The sequence below is a fragment of the Streptomyces sp. NPDC046197 genome, assembly GCF_040646295.1.
Classification (GTDB): Bacteria; Actinomycetota; Actinomycetes; order Streptomycetales; family Streptomycetaceae; genus Streptomyces.
In genome coordinates this window covers 57,731-73,779 of sequence record NZ_JBEYZY010000033.1, presented here as the reverse complement: position 1 = coordinate 73,779, position 16,049 = coordinate 57,731, and the positions used below count along the sequence as shown (strand labels likewise).

The following is a 16,049-nucleotide window of genomic DNA, read 5'->3' as shown; positions in this document are numbered from 1 at the left end:
GGTACGCCGGTACGCCGGTACGCCGGTACGCCGGTACGCCGGTACGCCGGTACGCCGGTACGCCGGTACGCCGGTACGCCGGTACGCCGGTACGCCGGTACGGCGGTACGGCGGTACGGCGAGGATCTGGCCGAGCTCGGCGTGCCGCCCGGTCCTGGGGCGCGAGCCGCGGGACTTCGCCGGGTTCGCCCGCGACGCGGCGGCCGCGGGGGCGCGGCAGGTCCGAGGCGCCCCCTCGCGTCACTTGTCGTGCGCCGACCCGTGCTCCTGTCCCTTGTGCGGTCCCTTCACATGGGTGCTTCTCACATGCGCCCGCAGTCGCGCCGAGACGTCTTCGGGTGGCAGGAAGCGGGACCAGCGCTCCGGGAACTCGGACGGCATGTCGGGATCGTCGGGGTCGGACTCGATGGCCGCCGCGACCCGGACCACGTACTCGGCGATCTGCGCCTCGCGGACCCGCTCGTTGGCGGCGCGGGCCGCGGCGGTGGCGGCGGCCGGCCAGACCCGGTCGATGGCGGCGTTGACCGCGGCGCCGACGAGCACGGCGAACGCGGACACACCGATCCACAGCAGTACCGCGACGGGGGCGGCGAGTGAGCCGTAGATGGTGGGTCCCTCGACGGTGCTGGTCAGGTAGATGCGCAGCAGGAAGCTGCACACCACCCACATGGCGAGCGCGACCAGGGCACCGGGCACGTCCTCGATCCACGGGGAGCGCACCGGCACGGACACGTGGTACAGCGTGGTGAGGAAGGCTACGGACAGGACGATCACGACCGGCCAGTACAGGACCTGCACCACGGTCGTCGACCAGGGCACGACCCGTACCACCGCGTCGGGGCCCGCCACCATCAGCGGCAGCGCCACCGAGCCGATCAGCAGCGCCACGATGAACAGCCCGAAGGACAGCAGCCGGGTCTTGACGATGCCGCGCACGCCGTCGAGGCCGTACATCACGGTGATGGTGTCGATGAAGACGTTCACCGCGCGGGAGCCCGACCAGAGCGCCAGCACGAAACCGAGGGAGATCACGTCGGGCCGGCCGCCCTTCATCACGTCCCGCAGGATCGGCTGGGTGATCTCCTTGACACCCTGGTCGGACAGGACCGTGCGGGAGGCGTCGAGGATGTTCCGTTCCAGGCTGGCGATGGTGTGCGCGCCGGTCCAGCTGTCGACGTAGAAGAGCAGGGCGATCAGGCTCAGCAGCAGCGGCGGCACGGAGAGCAGGGAGAAGAACGCGGCCTCGGCCGCCAGGCCCAGGATGCGGTACTCCATGCACGAGTTGACGGTGTCCTTCAGCAGCAGCCAGGCCGTCCTGCGTTTGGAGACGTTCCGGTAGAGGGCTCGCGCCCGGTGGAACCGGCCGGACGGCCTGTCGGGGGTTTCGCTTGCTGCCTGCACGACCCAAAGGTATCTCCGTCGGGCCCGGTGTCCCGCATCCGCCAAGGGCCTCGACCAGGCAGGACACCGGCCCGAGGGGCCGGCCGACCGGGAGCCTGCGCAGGTGTGGTGACCTTCGCCGTACCCCGGGTAGGTTCCGTTTCATGGCAGCCAGCACTCACACCGTGACCAACCAGGCGCCGCCGCTGGTCGGCTACGACGTCTTCGCCGCGGACCGCGCCCTGGTCGAGGCGGTCGAGCGGCACGTCGATTCCGCTCTGCTCGACGAGGTGCGCGGCGAACTCTCGGGGCTCGGGCGGTCCGCGAGCTCGGTCCAGCTGCAGGAGTGGGCGAGGCTGGCCAACGAGAGTCCGCCGAAGCTGCACACGCACGACCGCTACGGCCACCGGGTGGACGAGGTCGAGTTCCACCCGGCCTGGCACCGGCTGCTCGGCAAGGGCGTCTCGGCGGGCCTGACCGCGGCCTGGACCCGCCCCGCGGGACATGTGCGGCGGGCGGCCGCGTTCCTGCTCTGGACGCAGGTGGAGGCCGGCAACGGCTGCCCGCTGTCGATGACCCACGCGGCGGTGCCCGCGCTGCGCACGGACCCGGGGCTGGCCGACGAGTGGGAGCCGCGGCTGACCTCCATGATCTACGACCGCGAGCTGCGGCCCGCGCGCCTGAAGGCCGGGGCGCTGTTCGGGATGGCCATGACCGAGAAGCAGGGCGGCAGCGACGTACGGGCCAACACCACCTCCGCGCGGCCGCTCGCCGAGGACGGCACGTACGAACTGACCGGGCACAAGTGGTTCTGCTCGGCGCCCATGTCGGACGGGTTCCTGGTGCTGGCGCAGACGTCCCCCGGCGGGGGAGGAAGTCCGACCTGCTTCCTGGTGCCGCGGGTGCTGGAGGACGGCACCCGCAACGTGTTCCGGATCCAACGGCTCAAGGACAAGCTGGGCAACCGGTCGAACGCCTCGGGCGAGGTGGAGTTCGACGGGACCTGGGCGCGCCGGGTCGGCGAGGAGGGACGCGGGGTGCGCACCATCATCGAGATGGTGGCGGCGACCCGCCTCGACTGTGTGCTCGGCTCGGCGGGGCTGATGCGGCAGGCGGTGGCGCAGGCGGTCCACCACTGTGCCCATCGCGAGGCGTTCGGCGGCAGGCTGATCGACAAGCCGCTGATGCGCAACGTGCTGGCCGACCTCGCGCTGGAGTCGGAGGCGGCGACGACGCTGGCGCTGCGGCTCGCGGCGGCCTACGACGACGGCGGCGAGCAGGAGCGGGCGTTCCTGCGGATCGCGGTGCCGGTCGCCAAGTACTGGGTGACCAAGCGGTGCGCGCCGCTCGCCGTGGAGGCCTCCGAGTGCCTGGGCGGCAACGGGTACGTCGAGGAGTGGGGGCTGGCCCGGATCGTGCGCGAGTCGCCGCTGAACTCCATCTGGGAGGGCGCCGGAAACATTCAGGCACTGGACGTGCTGCGGGCGCTGCAGCGGGAGCCACAGGCGCTCAACGCCTACCTGAGCGAGGTGGGCCGGGCGCGCGGCGCCGACCACCGGCTCGACGGTGCGATCAAGAACCTGCTCACCGAACTCGCCGACCTGGACGGCGTCGAGGCGCGGGGCCGGCGCCTCGCCGAGCGGCTCGCGCTCGTCCTCCAGGGGGCGCTGCTCGTCCGGTACGCGCCGCCGGAGGTCGCCGACGCGTTCTGCGCCTCGCGCCTGGGCGGCGACTGGGGCGCGGCCTTCGGGACCCTTCCGCACACCCTGAACCTGGCCGCGGTCGTGGACCGGGCACGGCCGGTCGGCTGACGGACCGGGGCGCGATCGCTTTCCCGACGGGCCTTGAGCCGGCCGCCCTGCTGGCCGGAACCGGACGCCCGTTCCTCGTCAACGGCTTGCGGAAGGAACGCGGGGGTGGTGCTGCGCCGACACGGCACCACCCCCGCTCTTGCCGGCCCGTTCGAGGCCACGAACGCCGCACGGGGCGGCGTTGGACAAGTTTCAATCAGCGCTTTCCTGTTCACCAGGGTTGCAAGGGGTTGCAACTTGCAAGTCTCTGTACCGGACTGCGTCCGTCCGTCGCCGGGGAGCGGCACTATGAATCGGACAGCCGGAACGTGCGCCGGCCCGTGGCCGGAAGGATCCGGGGAAACCGCTTGTCCGAGGCCCCTTCTCGGGAGGACCCAGTGGCGAAAGCGCGGATGGACGTGTCCCGGCCGGCCGCCGTCGACACGGCACAGGCGGCACGGCTGGTCAGCGAGGTCCGCTCCGCGAGGCTCGCCGGACAGCGCACGCGCATGGCGCCGCGCCCGGTGATCGGGCAGTCCTGGGAGCGGGTGCTGCGCAGCGGGGTGGACCCCGAGCACGGCTTCCGCTCCGGCCTGTTGCCGCGTGAGGAGGTGGCACGGCGGCGGGAGGCCTCGCCGCTGCGGCACGTGCTGCCGGTGCTGCGCGAGGGTCTGCTGTCGGTGACGGACGTCGCCCACCACATCATGGTGGTCGCCGACGAGGAGGGCCGGGTGCTGTGGCGCGAGGGCAACCCGGCGGTGCTGCGCAAGGCCGACGGTCTCGGTTTCGAACTCGGCGCCGACTGGCGGGAGGACGTGGTCGGCACCAACGGGGTCGGCACGCCCGCGGTGGTACGGCGGCCGGTACAGATCTTCGGCTCCGAGCACTTCGTGCGCGAGCACGGCTCGTGGACCTGCGCCGGCGCTCCCCTCACCGACCCCCGCGACGGCCGGCTCCTCGGTGTGGTGGACGTCAGCGGGCCGCTGGAGACGATGCACCCGGCCACCGTTGCCTGGGTCGACGCCGTCGCCAAACTCGCCGAGGCGAAACTGCGGGAGAGGCACCTGGCCTCGCTGGAGCGGCTGCGCGCGGTGGCGGCGCCGGTGCTGGCGCGGCTGGACGGCCGGATGGCGGTGGTCGACCGGAACGGCTGGACCGCGGCCGTGGCCGGCCTGCCGTACGCGCCGCGGATGACGCTGCCCAAGTCGCCGTCGGCGGGGCGTCACCGGCTGCCCGCCGTCGGGGTGTGCTCGCTCGAGCCGCTGGCGGACGGCTGGTTGGTGCGGGCGGTCGAGGAGTCGGTACCGCACGGGGCGGCACGGATCGTGCTGGACCTGACGCGGCGGCGGCGCTGGTCGGTGACCGTCTCGGGCGACGCGGGCTCGTGGACCCGGGAACTGAGCCCCCGGCACGCCGAGTTGCTCTACCTGCTGGCCGTGCACCGCTCCGGCCGCAGCGCCGCGGGCCTGGCCGAGGACCTTTTCGGCGATCCGGCCCGTACGGTGACGGTACGCGCCGAGATATCCCGGATACGGCGCTATCTCGGGGCTTTCCTGGAGCACCGGCCCTACCGCTTCCGTGAGGACGCGGAGGTCGAGGCGCTCCTCCCGGACGATCCGCATGACCTGCTGCCACACTCGACGACTCCGGCGGTGGCACAGGGGCGTGGGCGTCCGGTGGGCCGGGAGAGGTTTGCGTGAGGTAGCCCGACTGGTCCCCCCGGTGGCATCTTCCGCATATTTGCAGGGTCTTCGGCCCGTGAAGTCCCGGACTGTCGTAACATCGCCTTCGGGTCACCCCACCTGCTCCTCGGTCAACGTACGGACCACTGAGCGCAGTTGGCCCGCCTCGGGAGGTTTGATGAAGCATCGCGGCCGACACCGCCGGCGCAGGCGGGGCAGGGTAGTACGCGCCGTTCTGTCCGGGACCGCCCTGGCCCTGACCGCCGCCGCCACCATGATCAGCGCCTCGCAGGCCACGGTCACCGACAACCCCGGGGCCCTTCAGCCGCTCACCTCGCCCGCCGAGCTCGGCCGGCTGCGGCTGACCGAACAGCCCGTACCGCAGCAGTCGCTGGACCGGCTGGCCGCGGCGATGGGCCGACCGGCGGGCGTCGACTCGGTCCTGAACAGCGCCGACCGCACACTGCGCAATGCCGACGACTGCACCTCCGAGGAGAAGGCGGCCCTGCCCGTCGCCCCGGCGGCCACGCGTGCCTACTGCTGGGACCCCGCCGACGCGGCCACCCGCGAGTGGCAGCCCGCGTCGGTGACCACCTCGGGGGGCGCGGGCGGCGACGGACGCCGGGGCGGCAACCGCGTGATCCTCTCCGGCTGGACGCACAGCGGCGGTACGGCCGCCGAGCGCGGTCTGGCCAGGGTGGCCTTCGTCAATGCGGGCGACCCCGATCACCTCACCTACACCTGGGCACTGCTCGTCGTCCCGGTCGACGGCGGGCGCGACTACCACGGGCTCGCCTCGCACGTGTCGGGCATGGTCTGGTACCAGGACAAGCTGCTGGTCACCGCGTCCGGCGGCGCGGGCGACGCGCTGTACGTCTACGACCTGCACCGCATCCAGCGCACGACCGTGACCGGCGACGCGATCGGGAAGGTGCCCGGCGGCTGGTCGGCGCACGGCTACCGGTGGGTGCTGCCCGCCATCGCCTCCTACCGCCCGGCCGGCGGGCGGTGCGACCGGACAACCGGTGCCGTCGCCCCCTGTCCCGAAGGTCTTTCGCTGGACCGCAGCGCCGCGCCGGACAGCCTGGTCGCGAGCGCGGCGATGCGCTCGGGCGGCAACCGGCACACGCTCCTGTGGCGCTACCCCTTCAGCGCGGACCCCGACCGCTCCGGGCTGCTGGCCGCCGACTCCTCCGGAAGCGTGGCCGCCCTGGAGGCCTACGAAACGAAGGCGGACGACGTCCGCGGCGTGCTGTCCCACCGGACGGGCCGTTCCGCGGAGGCCGACTGGTACCTGGGCCGGGCCGCCACCGCACAGGACGGCCACGGCACGCTGTGGCGCCAGGACATGCAGGGCGCCAAGACCACCTCGTGCGGATCCTCGGGCACACACCACTGCTGGGCCGACGGCAGCGGCTCCCTCTCCTACTCGGCGCCGACCGGCGAGATCTGGTCACTGTCGGGCCGGGTGCTGTTCGCACTGCCACTGTCTTCGGTGGACGAGGCGCTTCGCTAGGAGGCGGGGCGCGGCGCTGGGCGCCGAGGCACTGCGGCAGCCGGAGAGGCGCGGCGCTAGGCGGCGAGGCACTGCGGCAGCCCGAGGGGCGCGGCGCCGGAGAGGCACTGCAGTAGCCGGAGAGCCAGGGCGGCAGGCGCAGAAGCGCGGCGGCGGCGGGGCGCGGCGGCGCCCCGCCGGGACCGTCCGGCGCGTGAGACCCGGCACCCTCGATCGACACGGGCCCGGCGGGGATGATTCCCTGGCCGGCATGACGACCATTGCCGTGACCACCTGGTCCCTGGAGCAGACCGCCCCGACCGATCTCCTCCCGGCCGCCGCGCCCGAGAGTGACGTCCGGATCGTCCGCTCCGTGGTGCCCTCGCCCGAGTTCAGCCGGTTCCTGTATGCGTCGGTGGGCGGCGACATTCTCTGGACGGACCGGCTCGGCTGGCCGTACGCACGGTGGCAGGAGCACCTGATGCGTCCGGGGGTGGAGACATGGGTGGCGTACGACCGGGGCACGCCCGCGGGGTACGTCGAGTTGGAGCCGCAGGACGACGGGGCCGTGGAAATCGTCTACTTCGGCCTGATCCCGGCCTTCCGCGGTCGCCGGATCGGCGGCCATCTGCTGTCGTACGGCGCCGCCCGCGCCTGGGACCTCGCCGACCGCTGGCCGGGACTGGCACCGACGAAGCGGGTCTGGCTGCACACCTGCAGCAAGGACGGGGAGCACGCGATGGACAACTACCTGCGCCGCGGCTTCAAGCTCTTCGACACCAAGGTGGAGGAAGAGCCGGAGGCACCGACTCCGGGTCCTTGGCCGGGAGCGTACCCAGTCTGACCTGCACAGACACAACCGCTTTCCAGCCGTGTGAGCGGCGACACCCTTGTTTCGTATTTCGAGACATGGATGTCCGCATTATGGACGAAGCTGGACTGTGTCCAGATCGCCGTGACACGCTGCCGTCATGTCTGGATCTGGGATCGCCTTGGTGAGTCGACGTCACGTCGACCTCGGCCGCATGTCCAGCGCCATCTGTCGGACGAGCTGAGCCCGCCCGTGGTGGCCTGAAGGCCACGGGCCCAGCACCGCCGCATCTTGCTTTTCGCCGCCTGCCGCGCAATGCCGCGCGCTTCTGCGCGTGCACCCGAACGCGCAGGTCAGAGCCGCTTCCCGCCTGTCCCGAAGGACGTATCCACCATGGCCGCCACCCCGCAGAACCCTGCCGCCTCCGCGCCCCGCCGCAAGGTGAGTCGTCACCGCGGTGAGGGTCAGTGGGCCGTTGGTCACTTCACCCCGCTCAACGGCAACGAGCAGGTCAAGAAGGATGACGACGGTCTCAATGTGCGGACACGCATTGAGACGCTCTACTCCAAGCGGGGCTTCGACTCGATCGACCCCAGCGACCTGCGCGGCCGCATGCGCTGGTGGGGTCTGTACACCCAGCGCAAGTCCGGAATCGACGGCGGCAAGACGGCGATCCTGGAGCCGGAGGAGCTGGACGACCGCTACTTCATGATGCGGGTACGCATCGACGCCGGCCGGCTGACCACCGAGCAACTGCGCGTCATCGGTGAGGTCTCGCAGGAGTTCGCGCGCGGCACCGCCGACATCACCGACCGGCAGAACATCCAGTACCACTGGATCCGCATCGAGGACGTGCCCGAGATCTGGAACCGGCTGGAGGCCGTCGGCCTGTCCACGGTCACCGCCTGCGGCGACACCCCGCGAGTGATGATCGGCTCCCCCGTCGCCGGCATCGCCGAGGACGAAATCATCGACGGCACGCCCGCGTTGGAGGAGATGAAGCGCCGGGTCCTCGGCAACAAGGCGTACTCCAACCTCCCCCGCAAGTTCAAGACGGCCATCTCCGGGTCACCCCTGCTCGACGTGGTGCACGAGATCAACGACGTCGCGTTCGTCGGCGTGCGCCATCCCGAGCACGGCCCCGGCTTCGACCTGTGGGTCGGCGGCGGCCTGTCCACCAATCCCAAACTGGGCGTGCGGCTGGGTGCGTGGGTGCCGTCGGAGGACGTCGCGGACGTCTACGAGGGCGTCCTGTCGATCTTCCGCGACTACGGCTACCGCCGGCTGCGCAACCGGGCCCGGCTGAAGTTCCTGGTCGCCGACTGGGGCGCGGAGAAGTTCCGCCAGGTGCTGGAGGACGAGTACCTCAAGCGCAAGCTGGTCGACGGGCCCGCCCCCGAGCAGCCCGTCCACCAGTGGCGCGACCACGTGGGCGTGCACCGCCAGAAGGACGGCAGGTACTACGTCGGCTTCGCCCCGCGCGTCGGCCGTGTCGACGGCACCACCCTGACGAAGATCGCCGAACTGGCGGAGGCACACGGCTCCGGCCGGGTCCGTACCACCGTCGAACAGAAGATGATCATTCTCGATGTGGCGGAGGGGCAGGTCGACTCCCTGGTCGACGGCCTGGAGGCACTGGATCTGAGCGCCCGGCCGTCCTCCTTCCGGCGCGGCACCATGGCCTGCACCGGCATCGAGTACTGCAAGCTCGCCATCGTCGAGACCAAGGCGCGCGGTTCCTCGCTGATCGACGAACTGGAGCGCCGCCTGCCGGACTTCGACGAGCCGATCACCATCAACCTCAACGGCTGCCCCAACGCCTGCGCCCGCATCCAGGTCGCGGACATCGGTCTCAAGGGCCAGCTGGTCCTCGACGACAACGGCGAGCAGGTCGAGGGCTTCCAGGTGCACCTGGGCGGCGCGCTGGGCCTGGAGGCCGGATTCGGCCGCAAGGTGCGCGGTCTGAAGGTCACCTCGGAGGAGCTCCCGGACTACGTGGAGCGCGTTCTCAAGCGCTACCAGGCGGAGCGCGAGGACGGCGAGCGATTCGCCGCCTGGGCCGCACGCGCGTCGGAGGAGGCACTGTCGTGAGCGAGCGTGCGGCGCCCTTCCACTGCCCCTACTGCGGCGAGGAGGACCTGCGTCCGAGCGAGCAGGGCCACGGCACTTGGGAATGCGCGGCATGCAACCGGGCCTTCCAGCTGAAGTTCCTCGGGCTGCTCGCCCGGGGGCTCCGGCGAGCCGACAACGGAGGGGACGAGCGGATATGACGACGGCTCAGGAAGAACGCACGGCCGACGAGTTGAGGGCGCTCGCCGAGCAGGCGGGCCGCGACCTGGAGGAGGCCTCCGCGCTGGAGATCCTCCGGTGGGCGGCACAGACGTTCGGCGGACGCTTCTGCGTGACCTCCTCCATGGAGGACGCGGTGGTCGCCCACCTCGCCTCCCGCGCGCTGCCCGGCGTGGACGTCGTGTTCCTCGACACCGGTTACCACTTCCCGGAGACCATCGGCACCCGCGACGCCGTCGAGGCCGTGATGGACGTCAACGTCATCACCCTCACCCCGAAGCAGACGGTGGCCGAGCAGGACGCCGAGTACGGCCCGAAGCTGCACGACCGGGACCCCGACCTGTGCTGCCGGCTGCGCAAGGTGCTGCCGCTTCAGGAAGGCCTGAAGGGCTACCAGGCCTGGGCGACCGGTCTGCGCCGCGACGAGTCCCCGACCCGGGCGAACACCCCGGTCGTCGGCTGGGACGAGAAGCGGCAGAAGGTCAAGATCTCGCCGATCGCCCGCTGGACCCAGGACGACGTGGACGCGTACGTCGCCGAGCACGGCGTACTCACCAACCCGCTGCTCATGGACGGGTACGGCTCCGTCGGCTGCGCGCCGTGCACCCGCCGTCTGCTGGAGGGCGAGGACGCGCGCGCCGGCCGCTGGGCGGGCAGCGCCAAGACCGAGTGCGGGCTGCACGGCTGACCCATGACAGGGACTTCGACGAACCAGGAGAATCACGTGACCACCGGAGCCACCGTCTGGCTCACGGGTCTGCCGAGCGCCGGCAAGACCACCATCGCCCACGAGCTGGCAGGGCGGCTGCGCGAGGAGGGCCACCGCGTCGAGGTGCTCGACGGCGACGAGATCCGCGAGTTCCTCTCGGCGGGCCTCGGCTTCAGCCGCGAGGACCGGCACACCAATGTGCAGCGCATCGGCTTCGTCGCCGAACTGCTGGCCCGCAACGGCGTCACGGCGCTCGTCCCGGTGATCGCGCCGTACACCGACAGCCGGGACGCGGTGCGCAAGCGCCACGAGGCGCGCGGCACGGCGTACCTGGAGGTGCATGTGGCCACCCCCGTCGAGGTGTGCTCCGTACGCGATGTGAAGGGTTTGTACGCCAAGCAGGCCGCCGGTGAGCTGAAGGGTCTGACCGGCGTCGACGACCCGTACGAGGAGCCCGAGACGCCCGATCTGCGGATCGAGGCGCAGCACCAGAGTGTGCAGGAGTCCGCGGCGTCCGTGTACGCACTGCTCAGCGAAAGGGGACTGGCATGACGACCGTCGCCGAGGCCAGGGGAGGAGACGAGGGCACGGTCAGCCCGTACACCCTCTCCCACCTGGATGCGCTGGAGTCCGAGGCGGTGCACATCTTCCGTGAGGTGGCGGGTGAGTTCGAGAGGCCGGTGATTCTGTTCTCGGGTGGCAAGGACTCCATCGTCATGCTGCATCTGGCGTTGAAGGCGTTCGCTCCGGCGTCGGTGCCTTTCGCGCTGTTGCACGTGGATACCGGGCACAACTTCCCGGAGGTCATCGACTACCGCGACCGTACGGTGGCCCGGCATGGTCTGCGGCTGCATGTGGCGTCCGTGCAGGACTACATCGACCGTGGTGTGCTCAAGGAGCGGGCTGATGGGACCCGTAACCCGCTGCAGACGGTACCGCTGACGGAGAAGATCGCATCGGAGCGGTTCGATGCGGTGTTCGGTGGCGGGCGGCGGGATGAGGAGAAGGCGCGGGCCAAGGAGCGGGTGTTCTCGCTGCGTGATGAGTTCTCGCAGTGGGATCCGCGCCGGCAGCGGCCGGAGTTGTGGAACCTGTACAACGGGCGGCATGCGCCGGGTGAGCATGTGCGGGTGTTCCCGCTGTCCAACTGGACCGAGCTGGATGTGTGGCAGTACATCGCCCGGGAGGGCATCGAGCTGCCGCGGATCTACTTCGCGCATGAGCGGGACGTCTTCCGGCGGGGCGGGATGTGGCTGACCGCGGGTGAGTGGGGCGGTGCCCGGCAGGGGGAGCGGGTGGAGAGGCGGCGGGTGCGGTACCGCACGGTCGGTGACATGTCCTGCACGGGGGCCGTCGACTCCGATGCCGTGAGCCTGGACCAGGTCATCGCGGAGATCGCCGCTTCCCGGCTGACCGAGCGTGGCGCCACCCGGGCCGACGACAAGCTCTCCGAGGCCGCGATGGAAGACCGCAAGCGTGAGGGGTACTTCTAGTCATGACCAGCACCACCGAACCCGCCCAGCCGCTGTCCGTCGGGCAGCTGTCGGCGACCACCCTGCTGCGGTTTGCGACCGCCGGCTCGGTCGACGACGGCAAGTCCACGCTGGTGGGGCGGCTGCTGCACGACTCCAAGTCGGTGCTGGCCGACCAGCTGGAGGCCGTGGAACGTGCCTCGGCCGGCCGCGGTCAGCAAGGCCCGGACCTGGCGCTGCTCACCGACGGCCTGCGCGCCGAGCGGGAGCAGGGCATCACCATCGACGTGGCCTACCGCTATTTCGCGACCCCGCGCCGCCGGTTCATCCTGGCCGACACGCCGGGGCATGTGCAGTACACGCGGAACATGGTCACCGGTGCCTCGACGGCCGAGCTGACGGTGATCCTGGTGGATGCCCGCAACGGTGTCGTGGAGCAGACCCGCCGCCATGCCGCGATCGCGGCTTTGCTGCGGGTGCCGCACGTGGTTTTGGCCGTGAACAAGATGGACCTGGCCGGCTACCGGGAGCCGGTGTTCGCGAAGATCGCCGAGGAGTTCACGGCATACGCGAGCGAGCTGGGCGTTCCGGAGGTCACCGCCATCCCGATCTCGGCGCTGGCGGGCGACAACGTCGTGGAGGCGTCCGCGAACATGGACTGGTACGGCGGCCCGACCGTGCTGGAGCACCTGGAGAGTGTTCCGGTCAGCCATGACCTGGCGCACTGCCACGCCCGCCTGCCGGTGCAGTACGTGATCCGCCCGCAAAGCGCCGAGCACCCCGACTACCGGGGTTATGCCGGACAGATCGCCGCCGGTACCTTCCGGGTGGGCGAGCAGGTCACCGTGCTGCCCTCCGGGCGCACCACGCGGATCTCGGGTATCGACCTTTTGGGCAGTCCGGTCGACGTGGCCTGGACCACGCAGTCGGTGACCGTCCTCTTGGAGGACGACATCGACGTCTCCCGCGGTGACCTGATCGTGCCGAGCAAGGACGCGCCCGCCACCACCCAGGACGTGGAGGCGACCGTCTGCCACGTCGCCGACCAGCCGCTGACCGTCGGTCACCGGGTGCTGCTCAAGCACGGCACCCGCACGGTCAAGGCGATCGTCAAGGACATCCCCTCCCGGCTCACCCTGGACGACCTGTCCCTGCACCCGCACCCGGGCCGGCTCGTCGCCAACGACATCGGCCGGGTCAAGATCCGCACCGCCGAACCACTGCCCGTCGACTCCTACGCAGACTCCCGCCGCACCGGCTCCTTCATCCTGATCGACCCGCACGACGGGACCACCCTCACCGCCGGCATGGTCGGCGAGTCGTTCGCCTCCCCGGAACCGGTCAAGGACCAGGACGACCACGACGGCTGGGACTTCTGACATGAGGACGACCGACGTCTACGCGTCGTTCGCGAAGGAGGGCGGCCGCATCGGCAGCGGCGCCCGGGGCAGCGGACAGGGCGGAGTGGCCCGATGTGCGTGCTGACGTACGCGCACTGCCTGCGCGCCCCGTCCCCCTAGCCTCCCCCGAGCTCTCGACGCCGCTCGAGCAGGGAGGTACCCCACTCCCGGCCACGACCGACAAGTCCGTGACCGCCGGGCCAACGAGAGGAACCCCTCCCGTGCCTGCCAACCGCCCATCTTTCATGCGCCGCGGCCTCGCCGTGTCCGCCGCACTCCCCCTGCTGACGCTGGCCGCCTGCGGGTACGGGTCCCAGGCCAAGGACGAGAACGCCAACCAGAGGGTCGCCGCCGGGGCGAAGAAGATCGACGGCCTGGACTCCGTGAAGATCGGCTACTTCGGCAACCTGACCCACGCGACCGCGCTGGTCGGCCGGCAGCAGGGCATCTTCCAGAAGCAGCTCGGCGCCACCAGGGCCGAGTACGCCACCTTCAACGCCGGCCCGTCCGAGATCGAGGCCCTCAACTCCGGCTCCATCGACATCGGCTGGATCGGCCCGTCCCCGGCGATCAACGCCTACACCAGGTCCGGCGGCAAGAGCCTGAAGATCATTGGCGGTTCGGCGTCCGGCGGCGTGAAGCTCGTGGTGAACCCGAAGAAGATCACGTCCCTCAACGACGTCAAGGGCAAGAAGATCGCGACGCCCCAGCTGGGCAACACGCAGGACGTGGCGTTCCTCAACTGGATCGCCGACCAGGGCTGGAAGGTCGACGCACAGAGCGGCAAGGGTGACGTCACGGTCGTCCGCAGCGACAACAAGGTGACCCCGGACGCCTTCAAGTCCCATTCCGTCGACGGCGCCTGGGTGCCGGAGCCGACCGCTTCCAAGCTGGTCGCCGAGGGCGGCAAGGTACTGCTGGACGAGTCCTCGCTGTGGCCGGACAAGAAGTTCGTGATCACGAACATCATCGTGTCGCAGAAGTTTCTCCGGCAGCACCCGGCGGCCGTCGAGGCCGTGCTGAGGGCCTCGGTCGAGACCAACAAGTGGATCAGCGCCCACTCCGACGAGGCGAAGGCCGCGGCGAACCAGCAGCTGCAGGCGGACACCGGCAAGGCGCTCCCCGCCGCCGTCCTGGACATGGCGTGGAAGTCGATCCAGCTCACCAACGACCCGCTGGCCGCCACCCTCAACACCGAGGCGGACCACGCGGTCGGTGCCGGCCTGCTGGCCAGGCCGAACCTGAAGGGCATCTACGACCTGTCGATCCTGAACAGGGTTCTCAAGGCCGAGGGCGAGCCCGCCGCCTCCGACGCCGGTCTCGGCGCCGGCTGACACACGACCCGATCACATCTCAGGAGGAGACCATGGCCACGACCCTCGCCAGGGCCGACGTGACGGTCGAACACGCGGCTCGCCTTGAGCATGTCTCGAAGTCCTTCACGCAACCGGGCGGGCAGCAACTCGTCCTGGACGACATCAGCCTCGATGTCGCGCCCGGCGAGTTCGTCACCCTCCTGGGGGCCTCGGGCTGCGGCAAGTCCACCCTGCTGAACCTGGTGGCGGGCCTGGACCGGCCCACCACCGGGTCCATCACCACCAACGGCCGCCCGGCCCTGATGTTCCAGGAACACGCCCTGTTCCCGTGGCTGACCGCGGGCAAGAACATCGAACTCGCCCTGAAACTGAGGAAAGTGCCGAAGCCGCAGCGGCGGGACAAGGCCGAGGAGCTCCTCGAACTGGTCCGGCTCAAGGGCGCCTACGGCAAGCGCGTGCACGAGCTGTCGGGCGGTATGCGCCAGCGCGTGGCGCTGGCACGCGCCCTGGCGCAGGAGAGCAACCTGCTGTTGATGGACGAGCCGTTCGCGGCGCTCGACGCCATCACCCGGGACGTGCTGCACGACGAGCTGACCCGGATCTGGCAGGAAACCGGGCTGTCCGTCCTGTTCGTCACGCACAACGTACGGGAGGCGGTACGGCTCGCCCAGCGGGTGGTACTGCTGTCCTCCCGGCCCGGCCGGGTCGCCCGCCAGTGGACGGTCGGCATTCCACAGCCGCGCCGCATCGAGGACGCACCCGTGGCGGAACTGTCCATTGAGATCACCGAAGTACTGCGCAGGGAGATCCGTCGTCATGGCCAGCACTGACTCGAAGGCCGTCCCCGACGCCGGGAGCGTCGAGGCGGGCCTGGACGCACTGGAGACCACCGCCACGGGCCGTCCGCCCTTCCGGCAGACCTTCGTGAACAAGATCCTGCCTCCGATCGTCGCGATCGCGGTGGTCCTGGTCATCTGGCAGGGCCTGATATCCCTCAAGATCGTCACCGACCCCACCAAGCTGCCCGCACCGTCCGCGGTGTGGCACACCCTCCACGAGGCCTGGCTGCAGGGCACTCTCCTGGACTACATCTGGACCAGCGTCTCGCGCGGTCTGCTCGGCTTCTTCTTCGCCCTGCTGATCGGCACCCCGCTGGGCCTGCTGGTGGCCCGGGTGAAGTTCGTGCGCGCGGCCATCGGCCCGATCCTGTCCGGGCTGCAGTCACTGCCGTCGGTGGCCTGGGTCCCGCCGGCCGTGATCTGGCTGGGCCTGAACAACTCGATGATGTACGCGGTGATCCTGCTCGGCGCCGTCCCCTCCATCGCCAACGGCCTGGTGTCCGGCGTCGACCAGGTGCCACCACTGTTCCTCAGGGCCGGCCGCACCATGGGCGCAACAGGCCTGAAGGGCACCTGGCACATCGTGCTGCCCGCCGCCCTGCCCGGCTACGTGGCGGGACTCAAGCAGGGCTGGGCGTTCTCCTGGCGCTCGCTGATGGCCGCGGAGATCATCGCCTCGTTCCCCGACCTCGGCGTCGGACTCGGCCAGCTGCTGGAAAACGGCCGCAACGCCAGCGACATGGCCATGGTCTTCGAGGCCATCCTGCTCATCCTGACCGTCGGCATCGCCATCGACCTCCTGATCTTCAGCCCGCTGGAGCGATGGGTGCTGCGCAGCCGCGGACTCCTCGCCAAGGGCTGACCCT

The 16,049-nt window shown here is 70.7% G+C and carries 15 protein-coding genes; 14 read left to right on the top strand and 1 reads right to left on the bottom strand.

Annotated elements, in window-relative coordinates:
• Positions 1 to 240: 240 nt before the first annotated feature.
• Positions 241 to 1,401 carry a YihY/virulence factor BrkB family protein gene (locus tag AB0A61_RS32825; protein WP_361300511.1) on the bottom strand — a complete coding sequence of 387 codons (1,161 nt, stop codon included), beginning with the start codon at positions 1,399 to 1,401 and terminating at the stop codon, positions 241 to 243.
• Positions 1,402 to 1,544: 143 nt separating this feature from the next.
• Here AB0A61_RS32825 and AB0A61_RS32820 point away from each other — a divergent pair, with 143 nt between their 5' ends.
• The 14 genes from AB0A61_RS32820 to AB0A61_RS32755 all read left to right on the top strand — a co-directional run bounded on the left by AB0A61_RS32820 (position 1,545) and on the right by AB0A61_RS32755 (position 16,045).
• Positions 1,545 to 3,191: an acyl-CoA dehydrogenase family protein gene (locus AB0A61_RS32820; protein WP_361300507.1), complete on the top strand. Its 1,647-nt coding sequence runs from the start codon at positions 1,545 to 1,547 to the stop codon at positions 3,189 to 3,191.
• 392 nt (positions 3,192 to 3,583) lie between these two features.
• A complete protein-coding gene (locus AB0A61_RS32815) occupies positions 3,584 to 4,870 on the top strand; it encodes a GAF domain-containing protein (RefSeq protein ID WP_361300532.1) in 1,287 nt (428 codons plus the stop codon).
• A gap of 160 nt (positions 4,871 to 5,030) precedes the next feature.
• The gene (locus AB0A61_RS32810; protein WP_361300504.1) at positions 5,031 to 6,368 is read left to right on the top strand and encodes a hypothetical protein; all 1,338 of its coding nucleotides are present in this window, start codon (positions 5,031 to 5,033) and stop codon (positions 6,366 to 6,368) included.
• 250 nt (positions 6,369 to 6,618) lie between these two features.
• The gene (locus tag AB0A61_RS32805) at positions 6,619 to 7,191 is read left to right on the top strand and encodes a GNAT family N-acetyltransferase (protein ID WP_361300501.1); all 573 of its coding nucleotides are present in this window, start codon (positions 6,619 to 6,621) and stop codon (positions 7,189 to 7,191) included.
• A 127-nt stretch (positions 7,192 to 7,318) separates the two neighbouring features.
• Positions 7,319 to 7,402: a putative leader peptide gene (locus AB0A61_RS32800; RefSeq protein ID WP_361300529.1), complete on the top strand. Its 84-nt coding sequence runs from the start codon at positions 7,319 to 7,321 to the stop codon at positions 7,400 to 7,402.
• Between the two features lie 149 nt (positions 7,403 to 7,551).
• On the top strand, positions 7,552 to 9,249 hold the full coding sequence (locus AB0A61_RS32795) for a nitrite/sulfite reductase (protein ID WP_361300498.1): 1,698 nt from the start codon (positions 7,552 to 7,554) through the stop codon (positions 9,247 to 9,249).
• Positions 9,246 to 9,428 (top strand): hypothetical protein, encoded by a 183-nt coding sequence (locus AB0A61_RS32790; protein ID WP_361300495.1) that lies wholly within the window; start codon positions 9,246 to 9,248, stop codon positions 9,426 to 9,428. The genes AB0A61_RS32795 and AB0A61_RS32790 overlap by 4 nt, the downstream gene beginning before the upstream one ends.
• Positions 9,425 to 10,135, top strand: a complete 711-nt coding sequence (locus AB0A61_RS32785; protein WP_361300492.1) for a phosphoadenylyl-sulfate reductase — start codon at positions 9,425 to 9,427, stop codon at positions 10,133 to 10,135. Before AB0A61_RS32790 ends, AB0A61_RS32785 begins: the two co-directional genes overlap by 4 nt.
• A gap of 3 nt (positions 10,136 to 10,138) precedes the next feature.
• Entirely contained in the window at positions 10,139 to 10,708 is a 570-nt protein-coding gene (gene cysC / locus AB0A61_RS32780; RefSeq protein WP_361300489.1) for an adenylyl-sulfate kinase, read from the top strand.
• Positions 10,705 to 11,649, top strand: coding sequence for a sulfate adenylyltransferase subunit CysD (cysD, locus tag AB0A61_RS32775; RefSeq protein ID WP_361300486.1), 945 nt, complete (start codon positions 10,705 to 10,707; stop codon positions 11,647 to 11,649). The genes cysC and cysD overlap by 4 nt, the downstream gene beginning before the upstream one ends.
• A gap of 2 nt (positions 11,650 to 11,651) precedes the next feature.
• A complete protein-coding gene (locus AB0A61_RS32770) occupies positions 11,652 to 13,007 on the top strand; it encodes a GTP-binding protein (RefSeq protein WP_361300483.1) in 1,356 nt (451 codons plus the stop codon).
• Between the two features lie 242 nt (positions 13,008 to 13,249).
• Positions 13,250 to 14,362: an aliphatic sulfonate ABC transporter substrate-binding protein gene (locus AB0A61_RS32765; RefSeq protein WP_361300480.1), complete on the top strand. Its 1,113-nt coding sequence runs from the start codon at positions 13,250 to 13,252 to the stop codon at positions 14,360 to 14,362.
• Between the two features lie 32 nt (positions 14,363 to 14,394).
• Positions 14,395 to 15,174, top strand: coding sequence for an ABC transporter ATP-binding protein (locus tag AB0A61_RS32760; protein WP_361300477.1), 780 nt, complete (start codon positions 14,395 to 14,397; stop codon positions 15,172 to 15,174).
• On the top strand, positions 15,161 to 16,045 hold the full coding sequence (locus tag AB0A61_RS32755; RefSeq protein WP_361300474.1) for an ABC transporter permease: 885 nt from the start codon (positions 15,161 to 15,163) through the stop codon (positions 16,043 to 16,045). The genes AB0A61_RS32760 and AB0A61_RS32755 overlap by 14 nt, the downstream gene beginning before the upstream one ends.
• Positions 16,046 to 16,049: the final 4 nt, after the last annotated feature.

Bases quoted from the DNA above. Each gene is read 5' to 3' on its own strand.
- AB0A61_RS32805 (WP_361300501.1), top strand. From the start codon at position 6,619: ATGACGACCATTGCCGTGACCACCTGGTCCCTGGAGCAGACCGCCCCG.
- AB0A61_RS32785 (WP_361300492.1), top strand. From the start codon at position 9,425: ATGACGACGGCTCAGGAAGAACGCACGGCCGACGAGTTGAGGGCGCTC.
- cysC (WP_361300489.1), top strand. From the start codon at position 10,139: ATGACAGGGACTTCGACGAACCAGGAGAATCACGTGACCACCGGAGCC.
- AB0A61_RS32795 (WP_361300498.1), top strand. From the start codon at position 7,552: ATGGCCGCCACCCCGCAGAACCCTGCCGCCTCCGCGCCCCGCCGCAAG.
- AB0A61_RS32770 (WP_361300483.1), top strand. From the start codon at position 11,652: ATGACCAGCACCACCGAACCCGCCCAGCCGCTGTCCGTCGGGCAGCTG.
- AB0A61_RS32800 (WP_361300529.1), top strand. From the start codon at position 7,319: ATGTCTGGATCTGGGATCGCCTTGGTGAGTCGACGTCACGTCGACCTC.
- AB0A61_RS32815 (WP_361300532.1), top strand. From the start codon at position 3,584: ATGGACGTGTCCCGGCCGGCCGCCGTCGACACGGCACAGGCGGCACGG.
- cysD (WP_361300486.1), top strand. From the start codon at position 10,705: ATGACGACCGTCGCCGAGGCCAGGGGAGGAGACGAGGGCACGGTCAGC.
- AB0A61_RS32820 (WP_361300507.1), top strand. From the start codon at position 1,545: ATGGCAGCCAGCACTCACACCGTGACCAACCAGGCGCCGCCGCTGGTC.
- AB0A61_RS32755 (WP_361300474.1), top strand. From the start codon at position 15,161: ATGGCCAGCACTGACTCGAAGGCCGTCCCCGACGCCGGGAGCGTCGAG.
- AB0A61_RS32760 (WP_361300477.1), top strand. From the start codon at position 14,395: ATGGCCACGACCCTCGCCAGGGCCGACGTGACGGTCGAACACGCGGCT.
- AB0A61_RS32810 (WP_361300504.1), top strand. From the start codon at position 5,031: ATGAAGCATCGCGGCCGACACCGCCGGCGCAGGCGGGGCAGGGTAGTA.